The sequence below is a fragment of the Streptomyces sp. CBMA152 genome (assembly GCF_014596475.1).
In the GTDB taxonomy this organism is placed as follows: domain Bacteria; phylum Actinomycetota; class Actinomycetes; order Streptomycetales; family Streptomycetaceae; genus Streptomyces.
In genome coordinates this window covers 1-22,365 of sequence record NZ_MECJ01000011.1, presented here as the reverse complement: position 1 = coordinate 22,365, position 22,365 = coordinate 1, and the positions used below count along the sequence as shown (strand labels likewise).

The window sequence follows — 22,365 nt, the reverse complement described above, 5'->3', positions numbered from 1 at the left end:
GCTTGCCGCCGTGGCGTGGAGGGTGGGAGTGGTGGAGGGGTCGGGTATCCGGGGCCGTATGTCCGGATTTGGGCGTGCTCTGTCGTGCCGCTGCCGCGGAAGGTGCCAGCGGAATATGTGACATGCACCGACAACGCCTGGCCCGTTCGTGCATGTTGACAGGAAATGTGCATGAGGAGGCCTCGTGCGCGGTGAGGGCCTTGCCGAGTGCAGTCGAACCGTCAGAACTGTCAGGGCATCGCGCCGGAACGGAATGATCTCCCCGCCCGCGCAGCACATCCCCGCAAGTGGATCCTCACCGGTATCGGGTTGCTCCTCGTGGCGCTGGGCCTACGGGTCGACCCCCAGGGCCAGCTGGACTGGTTCTCCCTGTTGTTCGGCGCGGTATTCCTCACGTTCGTTCTGGTGATCGCGCCACGCCTGCAGGCCCGCCAGGCCCACCGGCGTGCCCAAGCGGGGGGACAGCGTTGGGTCATCGTGGACGCCACCGGATTTACCGTGTCCACGCAGCACGATCGCCGGTGCTCCGGCTGGCCCAAGTTCTCCTACTACCGGGAAACCACCCATCTGTTCGTGGTGATCTCCGCCGACAAGAGGTGCATGACCTTCGTGCCCAAGCGCGCGCTGCACAAGCCGGACGGGACCGACCGGCTGCGGAGGATCCTCGACCAGCATCTGCCCGAAACCACTCGCGCCACTCCTGCCCGGTGACCAGAGGCGGAGTCGGCCTTCTACGGTAGGACGTCGGGGTTTCAGGCGGTGGGGTGACCGGCGCGGCGCCGGTCACCCCGCGCGCCCATCGAGGGGCACTTCCGGTTCAGCGGCCGAGCGTGTCGAGGTGCTGATGGAGCACCCGGTGGCCTTCGGGGTTGGGGTGCAGGCCGTCGACGAGCAGGTCGGTGCGCTTGCGCAGGGGCTCCCACAGGTCGAGGAAGTCGACGTGGTTCTCCTCGCACCAGGACCGTGCGGCCTCACGCAGGGCCAGCGCCCGCTCCTCGGTGAAACGCAGGCCCTCGTAGTCGCGGGTGCGTTCTTCATCGAGCCAGATGGGTCCGGCGACGACGAGCCGTGCGTTGTGGCTGAAGGCCGTGGCGGCAAGCGCGCCGAGCCGGTCTGCGACGTACGCCAGTGCGTCATCACCGGTCTGTGCGGCGGCGACGGGCAGGGCGGAGTCGTTGATACCGGCGGCGACCAGGAGCGTGTCGGGCAGGCGGGCGGCCAGCAGCCCGGGGGTCTGCTCGGTGACGTCGCGCAGGGTGCTGCCGGGTATGGCCAGGTTGAAGACGCGGTGTTCGGCCTCGTTCGCGGCGATGTGGTCCGCCGCCAGGCGGGCAGTCCATCCGCCGCGCGGGTCACAGCGTCCGTAGGCGATGCTGTCGCCGACCACCACGATGCGCGCTGCCGAGCGCAGCGGGTCGGCATCGAGGTAGGCCCAGGCGCTCTCGCCGGAGGAGAGCCGTACCCGTCGGCGAGCGTAGTCGTCGACTTCGTACGCATCGGCCGCGGCGAGGTCCTCGTCGGTGAGGTGCAGCACCGCCCCCTCGACCACGGTGCCGTACTTGCGCCGAAGGGTCAGGTGTACGTCGAGGCCGCTGGTGGCGATCACGGACGGGTCGGTGATCGGGAGGGGCCTGGTGGTGTATCCGGTCAGCGACGCGGGAGACGTGGGCACGGCATGGCCGAAGAGCGCGGTCTGGACCTGCTCGTCCATCAGCGTGCCGAAGGAGAACAGGGTGTGGGGACGTGACGTGGTCACACGTGGCCTTTCTCAAATGATCTGTCGGATCACCCTAACGGCCGCCTCGGACCACCTGACCAGCACTCTTGCCGTCCTGCATGCCCTCGCCGGTCCGGCGCCCCGACCGTCGGCACCAGAGGCGTATCCGGCCCTCGCACAGCCGCTGTGCCGAATAAACCGGTGTCGGCAACCGCCTCCCGCTCCCTACACTCGCCTCACATGGCCACGGAGTCCCGGGGGCCGCACGTCGACGAATGAGGGGAGCCCGGCATGTGTGAGCGCATCGCCGTCGCTGTTCCCCGGTCGCGGTACGACGTGATCCTGGTGTCCACGCGTTCCCGGTGCCGGCTGCGCGGCCGCCACCGGATGCCCGCGACGTACGTCTGACCCCTGCCCACACGGGACTCACCCGGCAGAGCCGGTGGTCCGGCGCCAGCCTGACGTAAACACACCTGACGTTACGTCAAAAATCTTGCCCCGTCTAAGACTTGGGGCACAACACGTCCGGGAATCGCGCTGCCCATTTCCACCGTGTTCAGCATTCCGAAAGGCCTCGGGCCGTGCGTACCAACCTCGACCTCCGATCCCACCATGTCCCCGCGCTCGCCGTCGTACGAAACCTCGGCATCCTCGCCCATGTCGACGCGGGCAAGACCACCGTCACCGAACGCGTCCTCTTCGCGACCGGTACCACTCACAAGCGGGGTGAGGTCCACGACGGCACCACCGTCACCGACTTCGACTCTCAGGAGCGCGACCGCGGTATCACCATCTTCGCCGCGGCGGTGAGTTGTGAATGGGACGGCCATCGGATCAACCTGATCGACACCCCCGGCCATGTCGACTTCTCCGACGAGGTGGAGCGCTCCCTGCGGGTGCTCGACGGCGCGATCGCGGTGTTCGACGCCGTGGCGGGCGTCGAACCGCAGAGTGAGTCGGTGTGGCGCCAGGCGGACCGGCACCGCGTGCCCCGGATCGCGTTCGTCAACAAGCTGGACCGCGCCGGAGCCGACCTGGACACGGCGGTCGCGTCGATCCGGGACCGGCTGCACACGGTTCCGCTCGTCGTGCAGCTGCCGATCGGCCGGGAGGACGGGTTCACCGGAGTGGTGGATCTGCTGCGGATGCGCGCGCTGAACTGGGGTGCGGACGGCGACGGTTACCAGGAGGGGCCGGTGCCCGAACCCCTGCGGGAGGAGGCGCTGCGGCGGCGCCGACTGCTGGAGGAGTCGGTGGCGGAGCTCCACCCGGTCGCGCTGGAGGAGTTCTGCGCCCGTACGGAACTGACGCAGGCAACGTTGGTCGCGGCGCTGCGCGACCTCACCGCGAGCGGCGAGGGAGTTGTCGTGCTGTGCGGATCGGCGTACCGCAACCGGGGGATCGAGCCGCTCCTGGACGCCGTCGTCGCCTATCTCCCCTCGCCGGTGGACATGCCGCCGGTGCGGGGCACCCTGGACGGCGAGGTGCGGGAGCGGACCGCCGACCCGGACGAGCCCTTCGCGGGCCTGGTGTTCAAGGTGAACGCGACCGCCACCGGACGTCTCACCTACGTGCGGGTGTACGCGGGAACGATACGAAGGGGGGACACGGTGCTGGACGCGACCGCTCGGCGCACCGAGCGCATCGGCCGGATCCTGCGCGTACAGGCCGACCGGAACACCGAGGTGGACCGGGCGCGGGCCGGGGACATCGTCGCCGTGATCGGGCTCAAGTCGGCCCGCGCCGGGGCCACTTTGTGCGCACCGGCGCATCCACTGGTCTTCGAGCCGCCGACGGTCGCGGACCCGGTGGTCTCGGTGGCGGTCGAGGCCCGCCGCAGCCTCGACACCGACCGACTGGCCTCGGCGCTGGCGCAGTTGGTGGTGGAGGATCCTTCGCTGACTGTGCGCACCGATCCCGAGACCGGTCAGACGGTGCTGTCGGGGATGGGTGAGCTGCACCTGGAGGTGGCGGTGGAGAAGATCCGCCGCAGCCACGAGGGACTGGAGGTCGGGGTCGGGCGTCCGCAGGTCGCCTACCGCGAGACGGTCGGGCGCGGGGTGTCCGGACTGCTGTACCGGCATGTCAAACAGGAAGGAGGAGCGGGCCAGTTCGCGCATGTCGTGATCGATGTGGAGCCGTTGGAACGAGCGGCCGACGCCGTGGACAGCGGCACCGGCGTGGAAGGGTTCGAGTTCCGCTCGACCGTCACGGGTGGCCGGGTGCCGCAGGAGTACATCCGCGCGGTCGAGGCCGGTTGCCGTGACGCCCTCGCCGCGGGTCCCCTCGGCGGACATCCGGTGACCGGGGTGCGGGTCACGCTGTCCGACGGGGCCACCCACCCCAAGGACTCCTCGGAGATGGCGTTCCGGACCGCGGGCCGCCTAGCGCTGCGCGAAGCCCTGCGCGCCAGTGCGATGGTGCTCCTGGAACCGGTGATCGAGGTCACCGTCACCGTGCCCGACAGTGCTGTGGGCGGGGTGCTCGGCGATCTGGCGGCCCGGCGCGGCCGGGTCGGCGGATCGTCCGCACGGGCGGGCACGGCGGTCATCACCGCGAGCGTGCCGTTGGCGGAGCTGTTCGGCTACGCGTCGCGGCTGCGCAGCCGCACCCAGGGCCGGGGCACCTTCACCACCCGGCCCGCCGGTTACGGTCCCGTCCCGGCGGGAGTGGTGACCCGGTAGCCGGTTGGGTACGCGGCCCGCCCTGCTCAGCAGGGCGAGGCCGTCCCGTGGGACTCAGCCGGGTCGCTTGGCCATGACGACCACACCAGGCCCGGTCTGCTCATCGGCGGGGAGCCGCAGTTCGGCGACCGGGCGCAGTCCGGCCTGCTCGATCAGGTCCACGAGTTGTTCCGGCCGCCATTTGTGTGTCGTCCAGCGAACGGGTACCTCTCCGTAGGCCTCGGTGCGCACCAGGTCTTCGTCGCCGACGTGCGTCGCGGTGATGAAGTGTCCGCCCGGCTTCAACGCGCGCGCGAACATGGCGAGAACCTGCGGAAGGACGTCACGGGGGAGGTTGAACAGTGACCACCACCCGAGCACGCCGCCGAGTGACGCTTCGGCCAGGTCGAGGTCGGTGGCGGAGGCGACGCTGAAGCGGCACTGCGGATGGAGACGGCGCGCGTTCTCGATCATCCGAGGGGAGAGATCCACCCCGGATACGTCGAGTCCGCGCTCGGCAAGGTAGCCGGTCACCGTTCCGGGTCCGCAGCCGACGTCGAGGACAGGCCCGAGCTCGCCCACGGTGTCGGCGAAGGCGTCGATCGACGCCTTGAGCCATGGGTGGGTACGGATGTCGCCCATACCCGTCGTCAGGACCATGTGGGCGTAGTTGTCGGCCACCCGGTCATAGGACTCACGTACTACGTCGAGATCGGCTGGGCGGTCAATATGGTGTGCGCGCATCAGCCAACGATAGGGCTGCGCGAGGGGCTTGGGGCGGTGGGGTGGGGATACGCCAGGGGGGATCACTCCGTTATGGGCAGGCACTCGGCGAGCAGGTCGACGATGTCGCGCCAGGCTCGCTGCGCGTGCCGTGGATGGTGGCCGACGCCGGGGCGCACGGTGTGGTCGACCGGCGGGTGGTGGAAGGCGTGCAGTGCGCCGCCGTACACCGCGAGGCGCCAGTCGACGCCTGCGGCCTGCATCTCGGCGGTGAACGCCTCCCGTTGGGCGGGCGGCATGATCGGGTCCTCCGATCCGACCCCGGCCCACACCGGGCAACGGATGTGCGCGGCCTCGCCCGGTCGGCCCGTGGTCAGTGCGTTGACCGTCCCGATCGCGCGCAGGTCGACGCCGTCGCGCCCGAGTTCCAGCGCGATCGCGCCCCCGGTGCCGTAACCGACGGCGGCGATCCGGTCGGGGGCGGTCCGCGGTTCGGCGCGCAACACGTCGAGCGCCGCGTGGCCGATGCCCCGCATCCGGTCGGGGTCGGCGAGCAGTGGCATGCAACGGGCCAGCATCTCCTCGGGGTCGCCCAGATAGCGCCCGCCGTGGAGGTCGAAGGCCAGCGCCACGTATCCCAGCTCGGCGAGCGCATCGGCCCGGCGGCGCTCGACGTCGCTGAGCCCTGTGCCCTCTGGTCCGAGCAGCACCGCGGGCCGGCGGTCGACACCGGCCGGGAGCGCGAGGTGCCCGATCATCGTGAGGTCGTCGGCCGGGTATTCGACCGTGCGCGTGGTGATCGTTGTCATGAGACGGGAGGGTAGTGATCGTCGAGCCCGATCGGGCCGGAGTTCACCGCCGGCGGAACAGCGCGGGTGTGCCTCCGCGATGCGGCGACGCAGGATCGCAAAATCCATATGGCGGGGGCACCGGCGTTGTGTGAAGCGGTATTTCGTGCCCTCTTCGGCAGGCCGATACGGTCGGATTCATGGAGCGGACATATTCGACGGCCGAAGAACTTGCGGCTGACTTGCGTGCCGGTGAAGTGACCTCGGTGGAACTCACCGACGAGGCGATCGCCCGTATCGAGCGGGACGACAAGGAGATCAACGCGATCTGTGTGCCGGACTTCGACCGTGCACGGGCCGCCGCGCGCGACGCCGACCAGGCGCGCGCCCGTGGTGAGGACCGGCCGCTGCTCGGCATTCCGGTGACGGTCAAGGAGTCGTACAACATCGCAGGGCTGCCCACGACTTGGGGCATGCCGCAACACCGGGACTTCATGCCGGCCGAGGACGCGGTGCAGGTGTCGCGGCTCAAGGCCGCGGGCGCGGTGGTGCTCGGCAAGACGAATGTGCCCCTGGGGTTGCAGGACATACAGAGCTTCAACGAGATCCATGGCACCACCAACAACCCCTGGGATCACGCCCGTACGTCGGGCGGATCGTCCGGCGGATCGGCGGCGGCCCTGGCGTCCGGATTCGGCGCGCTGTCCATCGGCTCCGACCTCGCTGGTTCGTTGCGCACCCCCGCACACTTCTGTGGTGTCTACGCGCACAAGCCGACGCTCGGGCTCGCGGCGGTGCGCGGTATGGTTCCGCCGCCCGCGCCGGCACTGCCGGTCGACTCCGACCTCGCCGTCGTCGGCCCGATGGCGCGCAGTGCCCGCGACCTCACGCTCTTGCTCGACGTCATGGCCGGACCGGACCCGCTGACACACGGTGCGGCGTACGACTTGAGGCTGCCGCCCGCGCGCCACGAGCGGCTCGACGACTTCCGGGTCCTGGTCCTCGACGAGCATCCGTTCATTCCGACCGGGTCCGCTGTGCGGGCGGGCGTGAACCGAGTGGCCGACGCGCTGGTCGACGGAGGCGCCCGCGTCGAGCGGCACAGTCCGCTGCTGCCCGATCTGACCGAATCCGCGATGCTCTACCGGCAGTTGCTGTTCTCGGGCTCCGTCGCACGCTTTCCCGTCGAAGCGTACGAGCAGCTGCGGACCAGCGCCGCCCAACTGAGCGCCGACGACCAGAGTCTCGATGCGGCAATGCTGCGTGCCATGGTGTTCAGTCACCGCGACTGGATCGAGGCGAACAACCGTCGCGAGCGCCACCGCCACGGCTGGCGGCAGCTGTTCGCCGAGTTCGACGCCGTGGTGTGCCCGATCACGCCGACTCCCGCGTTCCCGCACGACCACAACCCCGACCCGAGGGAACGCCGGATCGACATCGACGGCGTCGAGTACCCGTACTTCGACCAGCTCGTCTGGGCCGGTGTGGCCACCATGCCCGGTCTGCCCGCCACCGCCATACCGACGGGCAGGTCGCCCGAGGGTCTGCCGGTGGGAGTGCAGCTCATCGGGCCGATGTACGAGGACCGCACCCCGCTGCGGCTGGCCGAACTGCTTGAGCAGAAGATCGGCGGCTTTCAGGCGCCGGAGTAGGGCGTACTGCCTGGGTGTCCGTCGAGGGGAGGGGCGTTGCCGGGGGCGGGATCGGGCCAACTGGCCCGGTTCCGGCCGCTGCTCGCGGAGAGTTGTCCGCGATCTCTACCGAAATTGTCCGTGATCGGTAACAGAGGCATCCCTGGGCCTCCGTCCCTCGTCCTGCCAGGTGGTCACAGGGTGACCGGGGATCGGCGAGGGACTGTAGGTAAGGGGCGGACATGGCACGGCACAGTGGCGGGCGGGGCTGGTACGGCAAGGTGGTCGGGTCGGCGCTCGGGGTGGCGGTGCTCGCCACGGGTGCCTCGGTGTGGACGGCGCAGGCCGGTGCCGCGGGCGACTCGTCACCGAAGGCGGCCGCGTCGGCCACGCCGGGCAGTGACGTCCAGCGGGTCGAAGCGACCATCGTGCACACCTCGGACGCGGGGACGCGCGGCGTCAACATCACCATCGACGACGGCCCCGACCCCCGCTGGACCCCTCAAGTGCTCGACGTGCTGCGGGAGTACGGGGTGAAGGCCACGTTCTGCATGGTGGGGACGCAGGCGCAGGCCCACCCGGACCTGGTGAAGGAGGTGGTCGCCGCCGGGCACCGGCTGTGCGACCACTCGGTGTCGCACGACACCACCATGGACAAGAAGCCCGAGGCCTACCAGTCGCAGGAGATACTCGACGCCGAACGCATGATCACCGAGGCGTCCGGAGGCATACGCCCGATGTACTACCGGGCGCCCGGTGGCGCCTTCACCCCCTACAGCCGCGACCTCGCCGCTTCCCGGGGCATGCGACCGCTGGGCTGGAACGTGGACTCCAAGGACTTCGAGCGCCCGGGTACGAACGCCATCGTGGCCACCGTCGAGCGGGAGCTGCACCTCGGACCGACAATCCTCTTCCACGACGCGGGCGGTGACCGCACCCAGACCGTCGCGGCCCTGCGCCGCATCCTTCCCTGGCTCAAGGATCAGGGTTACTCGTTCGGCTTCCCGGTGCGCTGAGCCCCGGCTCTGGGGCAGGAGTCAGGGCCGGGTGGTGGTGCGGAGGCGGCGCGGGGCGTGTCGGGCGCGCTCGGTAAACGACGACAGCGCGGCGGCGAGGCTGACGGCCTGTCCGACGATCTGCCGATAGTGGAACGGGCTCCTGTCCCCTGCGCGGTGCTCCTCGTCGTCCCAGTCCGCGTCGTCCACGACCTCAAGGCGTACGTGCGCGGTCAGCTCCAGGTGCTCAGCGCGCCGCGCGCACCGCCGAGACCAGCCCGCCGGTGCCCTCGTCCTGCTGCTGCGGGGTGAGCACCGGACGGCCGTAGGCCTCGGCTCGCTCACGCAGGGTGAAGGTCTCCGCCTCCCAGCCGAGGCCGTCCAGCCAGCCGACCGGGTCCTCCGGCATCTCCGAGACCCACATCGACGCCGCCGACCCTGGAGCGGCGTCCCCGCGGAAGCGTTCGATCACACCGGGCGAGCCCAGTGTCAGGCCCATCCTGCTGCCTGCGGAGGACAGCGCGCCGATCCGTTCGAGCAGCGACTGCACCGCGTCCTGGGGCAGATAGATCAGCAGTCCCTCGGCGATCCACACCGTCGCCTGCGCCGGATCGTGCCCGGCCGCGGCCAGAGCGCGGGGCCAGTCCTCGCGCAGGTCGACCGGTACGGTGATCCGCTCGCAGCGCGGAACGGCCCGCTCCTGACGCAGCACCGAGGCCTTGAAGCCCAGCGGTTCGGCCGTGTCGACCTCGAACAGCCGGGTCCCCGCAGGCCAGTCCATCCGGAAGGCCCTGCTGTCCATCCCGGCTCCGAGCAGCACCACCTGCCGGACGCCGGACGCGACCGCCCGGTCCAGCAGGTCGTCCAGGAACTTCGTCCGGATGACGATCGAGAAGGCCACGCCGAGCCAGCGGCGCCGCGCCACCTCGTCCGCGCGCGGGGGCGGCGGCGTCCCGGGGCCTCTCCCGCCGGCCGTGGCGAAGGCCAGCGCCAGCGGGTCCCGGAACAGCGGCTGCTCACGTGCCGTCTCCATCGCCCTCACCCGAGCCACGCCCACAGCCGTGGCCCACACCCCGGACGGCTCGACCCGTCCCTCCGCATCGGTCATGCGTTCAGCCTAGCCAGGCCGCCGAGGCGTCACACCGGCGTGGTGGGGAACAGCGCTCCGGGGCCAGGTCCAACCTCGTCGCGACGACGTACTTGGGCGGGGTGAGGTCCAAGTTCCAGTCGCCGAAGCGGCGTATGGTGCGCGTGATCAGCGGGCTGAGGGTGGCCAGGTCGTCGGGGTCCACGAGACGGCCGGGGGTACCGATCGTGGATGCGAGCCGACCGGTGCCCGCAGCTCGGACACCCCCCCCGTGGGCTCGGCCCCGAGCTCGTACGTTCGTCACCCCGATGCCGCACACGGCGACGTCGACGACCACCCCAATGCCCGCGAACAGCAAGTCCTGCGAGGGAAATTCACGTCCCTTACCCGGTCAGCCTGATCCCGACAGACTTGAGGGAGCGTCCGATGGGCGGCAGCACGCCCGGGCAACAGCCGAGACCCGGACGCCATATCACTGGCGCTGCTTGCGAGTGGCGACAGCCTTCACGGCGCTGAGGAAGGACCCGAACTCGACACGCCGAACGTCCGGGACACGTAGTCGTCGAGGAGCTCTCCGAACACCTGGGGCGAGGTGACGTCTGGGGCCTCGCTCACGACCGCGTCAGCAAGTCCCGCAAGGAAGTCCACGTCAGCCCAACCGCCTCGGAACAGCACCACAGAGAGCTCGGCATCCACCGGACCCGTAATGCAGACTCCGACCGAGTCGGGATCTGCCACCCGTGAACGATCCTCTTCGAGCGTCTGCGGCCATGCCCCAGCCTCATCCCGCCAGGTGAGCGGACCGGTCACGAGACCACCGGCCGTCCATCCTTGCCGACGAGCAACAATCTGCGCAGCCGCTCGATCAAGATCGATATTTCTCTCCACCAACCGATCATCGAGCACGCGACACGACCAAGTCCACCGGCCATAGACCTTGGAATGCTGTGAAGTCACAGACAGACCCACACATCACCGACCGTGACAGCTCCCCGTGATCGCTGCCAGAGCCCAGCTGAAGCCGTCCCTTCGTAGGCAGGCGTTCAGGTGAGGAGTTCGGTGAGTTGGGTCATCTCGGTGGGTGGGTCGATCACCGGTTGGATGAGGAGTTCGTCGATGCCTGCCTGTTCCAGGGTGGTGATGCGGGTGCGGAGGTCGTCGCGGGTGCCGACGAGGGCCAGGGTGTTCATCAGCGAGGGCAGGACCAGGTCCCGGTCCTGTGGTGCGATGCGTCCGAGGTAGTTGGGGTAGAGCTTGGTGTACCGGTCCGGCGCGGTGGCGGTGGTGCCACGCCGGTCGAGGAGTTCTCGCACCGCCTCGCGTTGGTCGGGGCCTAGTTGCCCGGCGAAGGCGGGTGTGTCGGCGGCGTAGTCCAGCAGCGACAGGACGAGGTGACCTGTCGCGTCCCGGGCGGCGTCGCCGTGGGCGTCCTCGTTGTCGCGCAGCAGGTGGAGCGCGGTGACCACGTAGGAGTGCGCGGGGGAGTCGGGGCCGTGGAGTGTGCCGTGGGCGGCTTGGCGGCGGGCGTCGTGCAGTGCGTGCCAGGCGGTGGGGTCGAGCAGGCCGAAGGAGATGAGGCCGGCGCCGCGGCGGCCGGCGACGGCGGCGGCTTTGGGCCCGAGCGCGGCCACGACGAACTCGACCGGATCGGTGGTGTTCACGTGCGCGCCGGTGTGCAGGAACCGGATGTCGCGAACTCGGTCACCTTCGCGGTACGCGGTTGAGCGCCCGGCACACAGGTCCTGCAGCGTTGCGGTGAAGTTCTCCAGCGCAGCCGCCGTGGTCGGCGGCATGCCCAGGGTGCGCCGGGCGGTGTTCCCGGTGCCCACCCCGCAGATGATCCTGCCCGGTGCCAGGGTGTTGAGGCTGGCGAACCCGCTCGCGGCGGCCGGGGCCGAGCGCAGCGCCGGTGAGGTCACGCCGATACCGAGCTTGATGTGACGGGTGGCTTTCGCGCACAGGCTCAGGGCAACGAAGGGGTCACCGTGGACCATGGGGGTGTCGTTGACCCAGAAGCTGTGCAAGCCCAACTCCTCGGCCCGCACGGCGAGATCCTCCACACCGGGGTGCGCTGCGACGACGACACCTGCACGCATCAAACCTCCAAAGGTACGAGCATCGGATCGAGCTTGCCCATGCTGCCGGGCCCCAGTGCTGCGCTCTTGCGTTTGAACCACTCTTGGGGGTCTGGCCACTCGATCCGGTGATTGTCATGGGTTGATCACCAGTGCCTGGACGGTGCCCCTTCGCAGACGTCTTCGTACGCATGCAGGGGCGGCTGGAGGCGGGTCAGGAGATCGGTGGTGGGTTGCTGTGACAATCAGGCGTCTGGTCGTGCGAACACTGCCTGGACGGTTTCGGTGGCCAGCTCGCGCAGCCAGGCGTGGGCGCGGTCGTCGTCGTAGCGCTGGTGCCACAGCAGGTACAACGGGACATCGGGCAACGGCAGTGGCAGCGGCAGCGTGGTCAGGCCGAGTTGGTGCCGGGCCGCGCGGGTGACCGCGTCGGGAAGGGTCACCACCAGATCGCTGTCGAGGGCGAGTTGCAGCGCGAAGGCGGCCGTGGGCCCGGCGGCGACGACGCGCCGGTCCAGGCCGCGCTTGGCCAGGGCTTCGTCGACCGGGTCGCGCAGACTTCCGCGCCGCGAAACGGTGAGGTGTTCGGCGGCCGCGTAGCGCTCCAGGCTCATCGGGGTTTCGGTGAGCGGGTGGCCCGGGCGGACGGCGACGATCAGCCGGTCCCTACCGACGAGACGGTGGCGGATGTCAGGGAGTGCCGGCTGGCTGGAGCTGGATTCGAGGTCGATCTCACCCCGGCGCAGTTCGGGGCCGTCCGTGCCGGGTTCGGCGGACAGGCGCAGTCGGACGCCGGGGGCCTGGTGGTGGACGGCCGTGGTCAGGGCGGTGCCGCAGGCGGCAGTCAGCGCGTCGTGCCAGCGCACGGTGAACACCCGGTCCAGAGCTGCCAGGTCGAGTTCTTGCTCCGCGGACAGAAGGCGGTGTGCCTGCTGTACGAGGGCGTGGACCTCGGCACGCATGGCCAGCGCGCGGGTGGTGGGGAGCATGCTGCGGCCGGTGCGGACCAGGATCTGGTCACCGGTGGCCTTGCGGATGCGGCCGAGGGAGCGGCTCATCGCCGGTGAGGTGACGTGGAGGCGGGCTGCGGCGCCGGCGACACTGCCCTCTTCCAGCAGTGCGTCCAGAGCTGTGAGCAGATTCAGATCCAGTTGCATGGCAGTAACTCTACAAGTGCAAAGCATGCACTTGTTGTTAATCGATGGGCCGCCTAACTTCGAAGTGCGGGGGCGAGACAGACCGCCCGCTTCGACAGAACTCAGGGAGTCCACCATGGCTACACCCATGCCTTTCGACGCCGGTACGACGCTCATGTCCGAGGTGACCGCCGCGGTGAAGGCCGCCGGCGTCACGCTGCGCGACCGCTACACCCCGCACGCCCGAGGCGTGAGCCTCGACGAGGTCGTCGACGAGATCCACGCCAACGACGACGCGGTGCTGGACGTGCTGCGCGAACCGCTGCTGCGGGCCCGGCAGGGGTCGCAGTGGGCCGAGGACGAGCTGGCCGGCGGCGCGCTCCCGCCCGGGGAATGGTGGGTCGTCGACCCCGCCGAAGGCAACATCAACCACGTCCACGGCATGGACGACTGGGCCGTCACCGCCACCCTGGTCCGCGACAACCAGCCGGTGCTCACTGTTGTCCACCTGCCGCTGACCGGCGACACCTACACCGCCGTCGCCGGCGGCGGTGCCCGCCTCAACGGCCAGCCCCTGAAGGTGTCCGCCAAGACCGATCTGGGCGCCGCGCTCATCGGCACCGGTCAGGCCAAGCCCGGCGAGGACGAGCGAACCTTCCGGCGGATCGGTGACTCCGTCACCGCCATGCTCATCAACGGCCTGGTCGTGCGCGTGTCCGTGCCCGCCACCATGCAGCTCATCCACGTCGCCGCCGGACGCATGGACGCGTTCTGGCAGTTCTCCGACGTCCGCTCCGGCCTGGTCGCCGGCGCCCTGCTGGTCTCCGAAGCCGGAGGAACCGTCACCGACCTGGCGGGCGAAGCCTGGAACACGGGCAGCCGCGACTTCCTGGCCGCCGCCCCCGGCCTCCATGCCGCCGCCCTCAAGGTCCTGTCGCCGATCGCCTGACCGGACGCCCCGCACGTCCCACCTGATACCGCAAACCTGATACCGCAAGGAGTTCTGTCTCATGACCAACATCGGCATCCTGGGCACCGGCCGCGTCGGGGCCAACCTCGCCGGCAAGCTCTTCGCCGCGGGACACCACGTCACCCTCGGCAGCCGGGGCTCGGAAGACACCGCCGCCCGCGCCGCCGGGGTCGACCCGCGGATCGCCTTCGCCGACCAGCGCACCACCGCCCACACCGCGGACATCGTGATCAACGCGACACCCGGCGACAGCTCCCTGGACCGCCTCACCGGCCTGCGCACCGAGCTCTCCGGAAAAATCCTCATCGATGTCTCCAACGCCACCCGCGACGCCGACGACGGCCTGCCCGGCGACCTGTGCTATCCCGGCAGCAGCCTCGCCGAGAAGCTTCAGCGCGCACTCCCCGACACCCATGTGGTCAAGACCCTCAACACGATGCTGTTCATGGTCATGACCGCTCCCGAAACGCTGGCCACCCCGCCGACCGTCTATGTCTCGGGCGACGACGAGAACGCGAAGAAGACCGTCACCGGCCTGCTCACCGACCTGGGCTGGCAGCCCGCATGGATCGAAGACCTCGGAGGCATCAGCACAGCCCGAGCCACCGAGGCCATGATCCTGGTCGTGCCCCACATCCTGCGCCGACACGGCTTCAAGCCCTTCGCCGTCTCCCTCTCCCGCTGAACCCGCCTCCCGGACCGAGAGAAACAGGTCGATGGTGCCCCAGCGCCACGAGATCAGGGCCAGGGAGCCGGCTGGGGAATTCAGGGGATCTGAGTCTCGATGTGGGCGAGTTGCGCGGCGAGGATGTCTTCGAACGCGGCGCGGCGGTCTGCCCCGAGGGGGCGGACGTCGCGGGCGAAGTGGGCCAGGGCGGGGAAGCGTTCGGGGTCCGCGCCCAGTACCGCGACGCGGAACAGTTCCACGCCCTGTTCGTACTCTTCGGGAGCGAGGGTGCTGACCCCGGCGTCGGAAGCGATCAATGCGGCGAGGAGGATCACGATCCGGTGGTAGCGCGCCGGGATCTCCTCGTCGGGCAGGCCTGACGCTCGCAGGGCCTGCAGCAGTTCCTCCATGACCAACCGGGACCCGGTGCCGCTGGACGCATAGCGTCCCCAGATCGCGGCGAGTTGGGGTTGCTCGCCGAAGGCCTCGCGCAGGCGCAGGGCCAGGGCGGTGACTCGCTGCTTCCAGTCGCCCTCGGGGCGATGGCCGTCCATGGCGGCCAGAAGGATCCGGTCGGCGACCGCCCGCAGCAGTTCCGTCTTGTTGCGGAAGTGCCGGTAGAGGCTGGAGGAATCGGTCCCGAGCGCTGCGGCGAGCTTGCGCACGCTGAACGACTCGGCGTCGCTCGTGCGCAGCAACTCCGTCGCCGCGTCCAGGATCTCCTCGGTCGACCAACGCCTTCGGCCAGTCATCTCGCCCCTCTCGTCCGGAGCCAGCGTAACCCATGCGCTTGCTGTTGCACGCACTGCGTGCATAATGGGGTCGCAAGCCTGCCGAGAGACCCAACTCCTGGGGCAGCACCCCTGGTTGAGCCGTACGCCCCCGTACGCATGACCACCACGACATCCCCGGCATCCGGCCGTGGAAGAGAGAAGGAGACATGAGCGAGGACACTGCCGCCCAGCGCCCGGCGGAGCCGGACTGGCTGGCGATCACGGCCGAGGAACTGACCGCCTACCGCGAGGCGGAGAACCGTTTCCGGGCGTCCAGTGCGGCGCGGGCGATCCTCGGGCATCCGGACCCGGACGCCGTGATCGAGTGGCAGGAGATAGCGCTGCCCGGCCGCGAGCTGCCGGTCCGGGTGTACCGGCCGGCGGCCGAGTACGGCGGCGAAGGGGTCGGCCGGGCCGATCTGCCCCTCGTGCTCCATGTGCACGGAGGCGGCTTCGTGGGCACAGCGGTGCAGTGCGACTGGACCAGCAGTCACCTCGCCACCCAACTGCCCGCGGTCGTCGTCTCGGTCGAACACCGCCTCCTCGACCAGCGATCTCCACTGTCGGCGGCCGCCGATGACGGCTGGGACGTGCTTCAGCACGTGGTGCGGCATGCGGCGCAGTGGGGCATCGACCCGGCGCGGACCGCCGTCTTCGGCGAAAGCTGCGGCGCGTTGATCACCGCCCTGACAGCGATCCGGGCCAGGGAGGCGGGCCTGCGCCTGCGGGCGCAGGTGCTGGTCAACCCCGCTGTCGATGTGACCGGGACGATGTTCGACCATGCCTCGATGGTCGAGTACGGGCACAGCCCGACCCACGCCGAGCCGCTACTGCGCCTGGTCCAGCGGCTCTCGGTTCCCCCGGGAACCGACGCCCGCGCGCTCTCGCCGCTCTACGCCGACGATCTGAACGGGCTGGCCCCGGCACTCGTGGTGGTACCGACCCAGGACGCTCTCGCCGACCACGGCCGCCGCTACGCCGAGCGACTGCGCGCGGCCGGGACATCCGTGCGGCTGACCGAATATCCCGGAGCGAGGCACGCGTTCCTCACCCTGCCGGGCGTGGAGCAGCAGGCCGAGGCCGCCCGGACGGAGATCCTCGACTTCCTCCGCTCCGTGCTGTAGGCGCCGCCTCAGTACCCGTCAGAGGCGGCGGCCCTTCAAGTTGTGGCACAGGTTCAGGAACAGGTCGGCGTTGAGTATGTAGTGCAGGTATTCGGTGTTCAGTACGTCCTTCTTGTCGGCGCCGACGAAGTTCACCCGGCCGTCGTGCAGGGACAGTTCGGCGATGTCCGCCCAGGCGGCCGAGCCCTTCTTGCCCCGCAGGCCGTGCCGGTCGGCCTGGATGGCGCCGAAGTCCACCGTCTCGCCGTACTGGATGGCCTCGACGACACCCCGCAACTGCGCCTTGGTGATGTTGCGCTGGATGTAGTCGCCCCAGTCGCCCGGGTACCGGAACGGCGCGCCGGTCACCAAGGAGGTGATCCCGAACATCTCCTTGTGACGGTTCATCATGGCGTGCGCGCCCGGCCCGATGTTCACGGCGGCACCGCCCGGCGGGATCAGTGTGTAACGGGCGTCCCGCACACCGCCGTTGACGTTCCTGCGGTACACCACGACCGCCGTGCTCTGCCAGTCGAAGGCGGCTTGGAAGCCGTTGGGCGCCGTCACGACCAGACCCTCGGTGTGAAGGTACAGCCGCCAGTCGCGCCACTTCTTGTACGTCCAACCCTGCCTGGTGGCGAACGTTCGGACTCTGTCCCCCAGACGGCGCTCCGCCGCGAGCGCGGCGATGGCCGTGGGCGGCTCTTCCTGGAATATCTGGTCGTCACCCATGGGGATCAAGGTAGTCCAGGCCCGCCACCGACTCCACGGCCACCGCCCGCAGTGGCATCCGACGGCGGTTTGCACGACCGCGTTGTTGGTTCGGGTGACAAGGAGAGACTGAGTGTGATGCTCTTGGCCAGAGCGATGGACAGGCTGGCGAGTTCGGGGCTGCACCACAGGCTGATGGCTCCCGTGCTGGTCAAGTCGGATACGACGGGGGGCTCGTTGGTGGGGAGTTGGCGCTGTCGGTTCCGACCTGCGCGTGGGAGCCGATCACGGCAAGCCACCGCACGCCGACCGGACGCGGTGGGCGTATGACCGGTCGGCGGGTGCCCGCGGTGCTGCCCCCATCGTTGCGCGCGTGGTTCGGGGTGATCGCGACCCTCGCCACGCTGGTCGTGGCGCTACTCGGTGTCCTGTACGCCGGTCACGACCAGCCCGGCAGGGTGGACAGGTGGATCATCGAGCCGACCGCGGACAGTGTGCGACCGCCGTGGCGGCGCGTCGCTCTGGCCTTGGACTTCTTGGGGGAGCCCGCCGGATCGACGATGCTGGTCGCGGCCGTCGTGGCGGGCTGCCTCCTGCTTCGGCGTCCTCGCGCAGCGGTGCTCGTCGTTGCCGGGGTCGCCATGGCCGTGGGCACGGCGACGCTGCTCAAACACCTGGTGGGACGCACCATCCACGGCGACGGCAACCTGTCCTACCCGAGCGGGCACACCGCCTTCTTCACCGCGCTCGCCCTCGTGGTGGCGCTGCCCGCGACCGCCCGGCTCGGCCTCGGCAGGACGGCCAGCACCTTACTCGTGCTCGCCGCCGCGCTGGTTGCCGGCGCCGCCATGGGCTGGGCGCAGGTCGCCCTTGGCGCCCACTATCCGACCGACGTCCTCGGCGGCTGGTGCACCGCGCTGGCGGTGGTACCGGCGACCGCGTGGCTGGTCGACCGGACGGCCGACCAGCGGGCCAACATGGTTCGGTCGGAGCGTCGCTGACGTCACGTCACGCCCGGGGGCGGAATACGGGCTTCACCGGTCGCCCGCCCACCCAGGGGGTGGGGTCACCGGCGTCAAGTGCCTTGCGGTACACCGCACATGCCTGGGCCACCACATCGACGGTGTGATCGATGTCCGCGTCGTCGAGTGCGCTGCTCACCACGAACGACGGGGCGAGGATCCCGCCCGTGAGGAGCCGGCGCAGGAACAGGGTGCGGTACTGCTGCGACGGCTGCCCCTTCTCGTCGAGCGTGGCGAAGACCAGGTTGCTGGCGCGGCCCCGGACGACGATGTGGTCGCCGACACCCATGGCGGCTGCGGCGTCGCGGACACCGGCGGCCAACCGCTCGCCGAGGGCGTGCAGCCGCGCGGTGATGCCCTCCTCGACGTATGTGGTCTGCACGGCCATCGCGGCTGCCAGGGAGTGCGTTTCCGCACCGTGCGTGGTGGACAGCAGGAACACCCGCTCGTCGGAGTGACGCAGCCCGCCCCGCTCCATCAACTCACGGCGCCCGGCAAGCGCGGAGACGGCGAACCCGTTGCCCAGCGCCTTGCCGAACGTGGAGAGGTCGGGGACGACGCCGTACAGGCCCTGGGCGCCCGCCTCGGACCAGCGGAAGCCGGTGATCATCTCGTCGAAGACCAGTACGCAGCCGTGCCGGTCGGCCAGTTCACGCAAGCCGGTGAGGTATCCGGGCGGGGGCTCGGTGTGGGTGGCGGGTTCGAGGATCAGGCAGGCGACCTCGTCCTGATACCGGGTCAGCAACTCCTCCGTGGCGGCCAGGTCCCCGTAAGGGAACGCCACGGTGAGTTCGTTGGTCGCCGCCGGAATACCGGCGGACATCGGCGTGGTGCCGATGAACCAGTCGTCGGTGGAGAAGAACGGATGGTCGGCGCAGATGGCCACCCGTGCGCGCCCGGTGGCGGCGCGGGCGAGGCGTACCGCGGCGGTGGTGGCATCGGAGCCGTTCTTCGCGAACTTCACCATCTCGGCGGTCGGCACCGTGGCCAGAAAGCGTTCCGCCGCCTCGGCCTCCACGATGGACGGCCGGACGAAGTTGCTGCCGCGGTCGAGTTCCCGCCGCACCGCTTCGATCACGCGCGGGTGGGCGTGGCCGAGGCTGACCGACCGCAGGCCGGAGCCGTACTCGATGTAGCGGTTGCCGTCGACGTCCCACACGTGGGCACCGCGGCCGTGGCTGATGACCGGGGCCAGGTTCTCGGGGTACTGGTCGTCGCCCTTGGCGTAGGTGTGCGCGCCACCGGGGATGACGGCGTGCAGCCGCTCGTTCGCCTGTCGCGACCGAGGAAGGCGGAACTCTTCGGTGTCTTCGGTGTCTTTGGGGTCCACGCCGACCTCAACTCTCCTTGTTCTTAAGAACTGTTGCTTCAGGGCCTTTGCTTCAGGACCTCGGCGAGGCTCGGCGCCTCCCGGTCCCGCTGGGACATCAAGGTGGGCGGCAGCGGCCAGCCAATGGCGAGCTCCGGGTCGTCGAAGGCGATCGTCACGTCCTCGGCCGGATCGTGCGGGCGGTCGATCCGGTACGAGGTGTCAGCGGTCTCGGTCAGCGCCTGGAAGCCGTGCGCGCATCCCGCCGGGATGTACAGGGTCACCTGCGTCTCGCCGGACAGCTCGAACGAGGCCACGTTGCGATACGTCGGTGAGTCCGCCCGCAGGTCCACGACGACGTCGAAGATCCTCCCGTACGAGCACCGCACCAGCTTGGCCTCGCCCGCGCCGGAACGCAGGTGCAGGCCGCGCAGCACGCCCCGGACCGAGCGGGACACGCTGTCCTGGATGAAGGCGCTCGGGTCGAGGCCCACCGATCGGACCACGTCGGCGTCGAACGTACGGCAGAAGAAGCCACGCTCGTCGGCGTACGGCGTCGGCTCGAAGAGGTACGCGCCGGCGATCTCCGGGACTTCGGTCGCTTTCATACAGCCTCCTGCCGAGCGTGGGCATGTGTGGGGTCGTTCGCCGGGAACAGGGCGGCGGTCAAGTCGCTGAACTGCTGCTCCAGTTGCCGGGTGGCGACCAGGTTCCGCTCGGCGAGGGCCTCCCGCAGCTGCGCTGATTGCTGCTCCAGCGCCCGGAACTGTTCGAGCAGCCGGTCGGCGTCGACCTCGCGGGCCGGGTGGCAGTACGCGCCAAGGCCCATCCGGTCCATGAGCGCGTCGCTCTTCGCCGCGTAGCTGAGGGCGAGCGTCGGCGTGCCGACCTTCAGCGCGCAGACCAGGTTGTGGTACCGGGTCGCCACCACGGTGTCGGCGGCCGCCATCTCCTTCATCAGGTCGGCAAGCGAGGCCGCCTCGGAGGCGGTGACCAGCGGCGAGTCCACCGCGTCGAGGATCGCGGCGACCACCGTCGCATCGCACGCGTCGCCGGTAAGCAGCCGGACCGGCCTGCCGTCCTCAACCAGCGCGCGGACGAAGCGAGTTGTCCCATCCAGGTAGCGCCGGTGGATCTCCTCGGCACGGGCGCGGTCGCCGTTGCCGCCGTGGAAGTCCATGACGCCGACGCACACCGGCCCCGGCGGGTCCGAGGGGCCGGTCGCGGGGAGCGTCGGCAGGGCGAACGCGAGGTCCGGGTAGACCTTGTCGCGCGCGGTGTTTACGCCCATCGCCCGCATCGCGTCACGGGACAGGGCGTCCCGGTACGAGCGGTAGGTGGCAAGCCGTGCCGACCAGCGCACCAGGGCCCGGGTCGGCCGGTCGCCGATCGGGGCGGCGCCGACGCCGACCAGCGCAACCCGGGTGCCGAACAGCCGGCCGGATGCGCAGAGCAGGAACAGCGAATACGGGAAGCCCCACGGCCGCAGCGGCAGCGTCGCTTCAAGGACGCCCATGCCCGGCACGATCACCACGTCGTGTTGGCGCACCCACGCGGCGGTGCGGACGGCGTCGACGAGTTTGCCCAGACCCTTGGCCGCGACCGCGCCCGCACGTGACGCGGTCCGGTACTCCCCGCGGTACCAGTGCAGCCGCGTCGCGGGGATCCGGTACCGGGTCGCGACGACCTCGGGTCCGCCGCACAGCGCGTCCACGACCGCCTCCGGGTGCTCGGCGCGGAGGTACCCGAGCACGGCCTCCAGCGACCCGTCGTTGCCGAGGTTGCCGGAGCCGAGCAGGCCGAACACCCCCACCCGCGTCGAGGTGTTCACGCCTGCCGCCCCTCGCGCCCGGCGACGAGGGCGTCGACGGAGACCGTCAGCTTGGCCGGGTCGACCGGGGCGCGGTCCTCGACCCGCTCGCCGGCGCCCGGCCGGACCCGGCTGGTCATCCACGCGGCCAGATGGATATAGCACGCGCGCCGGTCGGCCGCGGACAACGGCGCCCGCCGGATCGCCGCGACGAAGCCCCAGACGTACTCGGCGAGCAGCCGGGGCGTCGGGTGCAGCAGGCCTGCCCGGCGCGGGTCCAGGTTGACGCACCGGGAGCGCTTGCCGGGGTTCGCCCGCTCGGCGCGGGTGGGGTGGTCGCGGCGGAAGTACAGCAGCTCCGGCACCTGGTGGAAGGGTCCGTGCAGGACTATCTCGGCGACGAACGTGCGGTCCGCGTGGTGGTAGCTGTCGTGCGGCTTCACCCGCCGCAGCACGTCGGCCCGCATCACCCCGTAGAAGTCGTCGCCACCGGGCTCGAACAGGAAGCTGCGGAAGCGCTCCGGTGCGCGCGGCGAGTCGGTGGCTATCCCGTACTCGTACGGGACCTTCACCTGCCCGTCTTCGTCGATGACCGCCTGGCCGGAGTGCGCGAGGACGATGTCCGGCCGCTCGTCCAGCGCCTCGACGCAGCGTCGCAGCAGGTTGCGGGCGTAAAGGTCGTCGTGCGAGGCCCACTTGAACAGCTCGCCGCGGCACTGGGTGAAGACGTAGTTGTGGTTGGGTGCGGCGCCGATGTTCTTCGGCAGCCGGATGTAGCGGATGCGCGGGTCCCGCGCGGCGTACTTGCGGCAGATCTCCTGGGTCCCGTCGGTCGAGGCGTTGTCGGAGATGACCAGCTCGAAGTCCTCATAGGTCTGGCCGAGCAGGGCGTCGAGCGACTCGGCGAGATACTCCTCGCCGTTGTACACGGGCAGGCCGATGCTCAGCCTGGGTTGGGCGGTCATGAGGTCCTCACTTCGGGGATGGGGTTCTGGTGGCGCTCGCGCAGGGCGGAGCGCAGTTGCAGCCACCACACGGCCGAGCCGCAGGCGGTCGCGGTGGCGACGCCCCAGGCCGAGCCGACCGTGCCGGCCGCGGCCGCCCCGCCGAGCCCGCCGCTGACGTAGCAGGCGGAGGCGAAGAGCTGGCTGCGCAGGCTGCGCCGGGCCGCGGCGAGCGCGCGCA

Annotated in this window: 22 protein-coding genes and 1 pseudogene; 8 read left to right on the top strand and 15 right to left on the bottom strand. The window is 70.2% G+C overall.

The window, feature by feature from the left end; all coding sequences use genetic code 11:
• Positions 1-309: 309 nt before the first annotated feature.
• A complete protein-coding gene (locus tag BG418_RS09795) occupies positions 310-711 on the top strand; it encodes a YcxB family protein (RefSeq protein ID WP_188273364.1) in 402 nt (133 codons plus the stop codon).
• A gap of 106 nt (positions 712-817) precedes the next feature.
• Here the strand turns inward: BG418_RS09795 and BG418_RS09790 are convergent, their stop codons facing one another.
• Positions 818-1,756 carry a GDSL-type esterase/lipase family protein gene (locus BG418_RS09790; protein ID WP_188273363.1) on the bottom strand — a complete coding sequence of 313 codons (939 nt, stop codon included), beginning with the start codon at positions 1,754-1,756 and terminating at the stop codon, positions 818-820.
• A gap of 542 nt (positions 1,757-2,298) precedes the next feature.
• Between BG418_RS09790 and fusA the strand changes: the two genes are divergently transcribed.
• Positions 2,299-4,401, top strand: coding sequence for an elongation factor G (gene fusA / locus BG418_RS09785; protein WP_188273362.1), 2,103 nt, complete (start codon positions 2,299-2,301; stop codon positions 4,399-4,401).
• 54 nt (positions 4,402-4,455) lie between these two features.
• Here fusA and BG418_RS09780 read toward each other — a convergent pair whose 3' ends face one another.
• Positions 4,456-5,124, bottom strand: coding sequence for a class I SAM-dependent methyltransferase (locus BG418_RS09780; protein ID WP_188273361.1), 669 nt, complete (start codon positions 5,122-5,124; stop codon positions 4,456-4,458).
• Between the two features lie 62 nt (positions 5,125-5,186).
• Entirely contained in the window at positions 5,187-5,912 is a 726-nt protein-coding gene (locus BG418_RS09775; protein WP_188273360.1) for a dienelactone hydrolase family protein, read from the bottom strand.
• A 179-nt stretch (positions 5,913-6,091) separates the two neighbouring features.
• Here BG418_RS09775 and BG418_RS09770 point away from each other — a divergent pair, with 179 nt between their 5' ends.
• Positions 6,092-7,543: an amidase gene (locus tag BG418_RS09770; protein WP_188273359.1), complete on the top strand. Its 1,452-nt coding sequence runs from the start codon at positions 6,092-6,094 to the stop codon at positions 7,541-7,543.
• Between the two features lie 221 nt (positions 7,544-7,764).
• The gene (locus tag BG418_RS09765; RefSeq protein ID WP_188273358.1) at positions 7,765-8,538 is read left to right on the top strand and encodes a polysaccharide deacetylase family protein; all 774 of its coding nucleotides are present in this window, start codon (positions 7,765-7,767) and stop codon (positions 8,536-8,538) included.
• Between the two features lie 21 nt (positions 8,539-8,559).
• Here BG418_RS09765 and BG418_RS09760 read toward each other — a convergent pair whose 3' ends face one another.
• The 5 genes from BG418_RS09760 to BG418_RS09740 form a co-directional block, all read right to left on the bottom strand.
• Positions 8,560-8,727 carry a hypothetical protein gene (locus tag BG418_RS09760; RefSeq protein WP_188273753.1) on the bottom strand — a complete coding sequence of 56 codons (168 nt, stop codon included), beginning with the start codon at positions 8,725-8,727 and terminating at the stop codon, positions 8,560-8,562.
• Between the two features lie 37 nt (positions 8,728-8,764).
• Positions 8,765-9,625 carry an SAM-dependent methyltransferase gene (locus tag BG418_RS09755; RefSeq protein WP_188273357.1) on the bottom strand — a complete coding sequence of 287 codons (861 nt, stop codon included), beginning with the start codon at positions 9,623-9,625 and terminating at the stop codon, positions 8,765-8,767.
• Between the two features lie 4 nt (positions 9,626-9,629).
• Positions 9,630-9,809: a hypothetical protein gene (locus tag BG418_RS09750; RefSeq protein ID WP_188273356.1), complete on the bottom strand. Its 180-nt coding sequence runs from the start codon at positions 9,807-9,809 to the stop codon at positions 9,630-9,632.
• An 838-nt stretch (positions 9,810-10,647) separates the two neighbouring features.
• The gene (locus tag BG418_RS09745) at positions 10,648-11,700 is read right to left on the bottom strand and encodes an LLM class flavin-dependent oxidoreductase (protein ID WP_188273355.1); all 1,053 of its coding nucleotides are present in this window, start codon (positions 11,698-11,700) and stop codon (positions 10,648-10,650) included.
• 224 nt (positions 11,701-11,924) lie between these two features.
• The gene (locus BG418_RS09740; RefSeq protein WP_188273354.1) at positions 11,925-12,836 is read right to left on the bottom strand and encodes a LysR family transcriptional regulator; all 912 of its coding nucleotides are present in this window, start codon (positions 12,834-12,836) and stop codon (positions 11,925-11,927) included.
• Positions 12,837-12,951: 115 nt separating this feature from the next.
• Between BG418_RS09740 and BG418_RS09735 the strand changes: the two genes are divergently transcribed.
• Together BG418_RS09735 and BG418_RS09730 are read left to right on the top strand one after the other, a co-directional pair.
• Positions 12,952-13,764 carry an inositol monophosphatase family protein gene (locus BG418_RS09735; protein ID WP_188273353.1) on the top strand — a complete coding sequence of 271 codons (813 nt, stop codon included), beginning with the start codon at positions 12,952-12,954 and terminating at the stop codon, positions 13,762-13,764.
• Positions 13,765-13,825: 61 nt separating this feature from the next.
• Positions 13,826-14,470, top strand: coding sequence for an NADPH-dependent F420 reductase (locus BG418_RS09730; protein ID WP_188273352.1), 645 nt, complete (start codon positions 13,826-13,828; stop codon positions 14,468-14,470).
• Positions 14,471-14,550: 80 nt separating this feature from the next.
• On the opposite strand, the gene BG418_RS09725 is transcribed toward BG418_RS09730, so the two are convergent.
• A complete protein-coding gene (locus BG418_RS09725) occupies positions 14,551-15,204 on the bottom strand; it encodes a TetR/AcrR family transcriptional regulator (RefSeq protein ID WP_188273351.1) in 654 nt (217 codons plus the stop codon).
• A 188-nt stretch (positions 15,205-15,392) separates the two neighbouring features.
• Between BG418_RS09725 and BG418_RS09720 the strand changes: the two genes are divergently transcribed.
• A complete protein-coding gene (locus BG418_RS09720; protein ID WP_188273350.1) occupies positions 15,393-16,349 on the top strand; it encodes an alpha/beta hydrolase in 957 nt (318 codons plus the stop codon).
• An 18-nt stretch (positions 16,350-16,367) separates the two neighbouring features.
• Here BG418_RS09720 and BG418_RS09715 read toward each other — a convergent pair whose 3' ends face one another.
• A complete protein-coding gene (locus BG418_RS09715) occupies positions 16,368-17,060 on the bottom strand; it encodes a DUF6585 family protein (RefSeq protein WP_188273349.1) in 693 nt (230 codons plus the stop codon).
• 305 nt (positions 17,061-17,365) lie between these two features.
• Here BG418_RS09715 and BG418_RS09710 point away from each other — a divergent pair, with 305 nt between their 5' ends.
• Positions 17,366-18,040 (top strand): phosphatase PAP2 family protein, encoded by a 675-nt coding sequence (locus BG418_RS09710; RefSeq protein ID WP_188273348.1) that lies wholly within the window; start codon positions 17,366-17,368, stop codon positions 18,038-18,040.
• Between the two features lie 7 nt (positions 18,041-18,047).
• Here the strand turns inward: BG418_RS09710 and BG418_RS09705 are convergent, their stop codons facing one another.
• The 5 genes and pseudogenes from BG418_RS09705 to BG418_RS09685 form a co-directional block, all read right to left on the bottom strand.
• A complete protein-coding gene (locus BG418_RS09705; protein ID WP_188273347.1) occupies positions 18,048-19,391 on the bottom strand; it encodes a glutamate-1-semialdehyde 2,1-aminomutase in 1,344 nt (447 codons plus the stop codon).
• A gap of 38 nt (positions 19,392-19,429) precedes the next feature.
• The gene (gene rfbC, locus BG418_RS09700) at positions 19,430-19,978 is read right to left on the bottom strand and encodes a dTDP-4-dehydrorhamnose 3,5-epimerase (protein ID WP_188273346.1); all 549 of its coding nucleotides are present in this window, start codon (positions 19,976-19,978) and stop codon (positions 19,430-19,432) included.
• Complete coding sequence (locus tag BG418_RS09695; RefSeq protein ID WP_317453583.1) at positions 19,975-21,201, bottom strand: polysaccharide pyruvyl transferase family protein; 1,227 nt, start codon at positions 21,199-21,201, stop codon at positions 19,975-19,977. Before BG418_RS09695 ends, rfbC begins: the two co-directional genes overlap by 4 nt.
• Positions 21,198-22,145 carry a glycosyltransferase family 2 protein gene (locus BG418_RS09690; RefSeq protein WP_188273345.1) on the bottom strand — a complete coding sequence of 316 codons (948 nt, stop codon included), beginning with the start codon at positions 22,143-22,145 and terminating at the stop codon, positions 21,198-21,200. The genes BG418_RS09695 and BG418_RS09690 overlap by 4 nt, the downstream gene beginning before the upstream one ends.
• A pseudogene (locus BG418_RS09685) lies at positions 22,142-22,365 on the bottom strand (hypothetical protein); the annotation flags it as partial. The gene BG418_RS09690 and the pseudogene BG418_RS09685, both read right to left, overlap by 4 nt.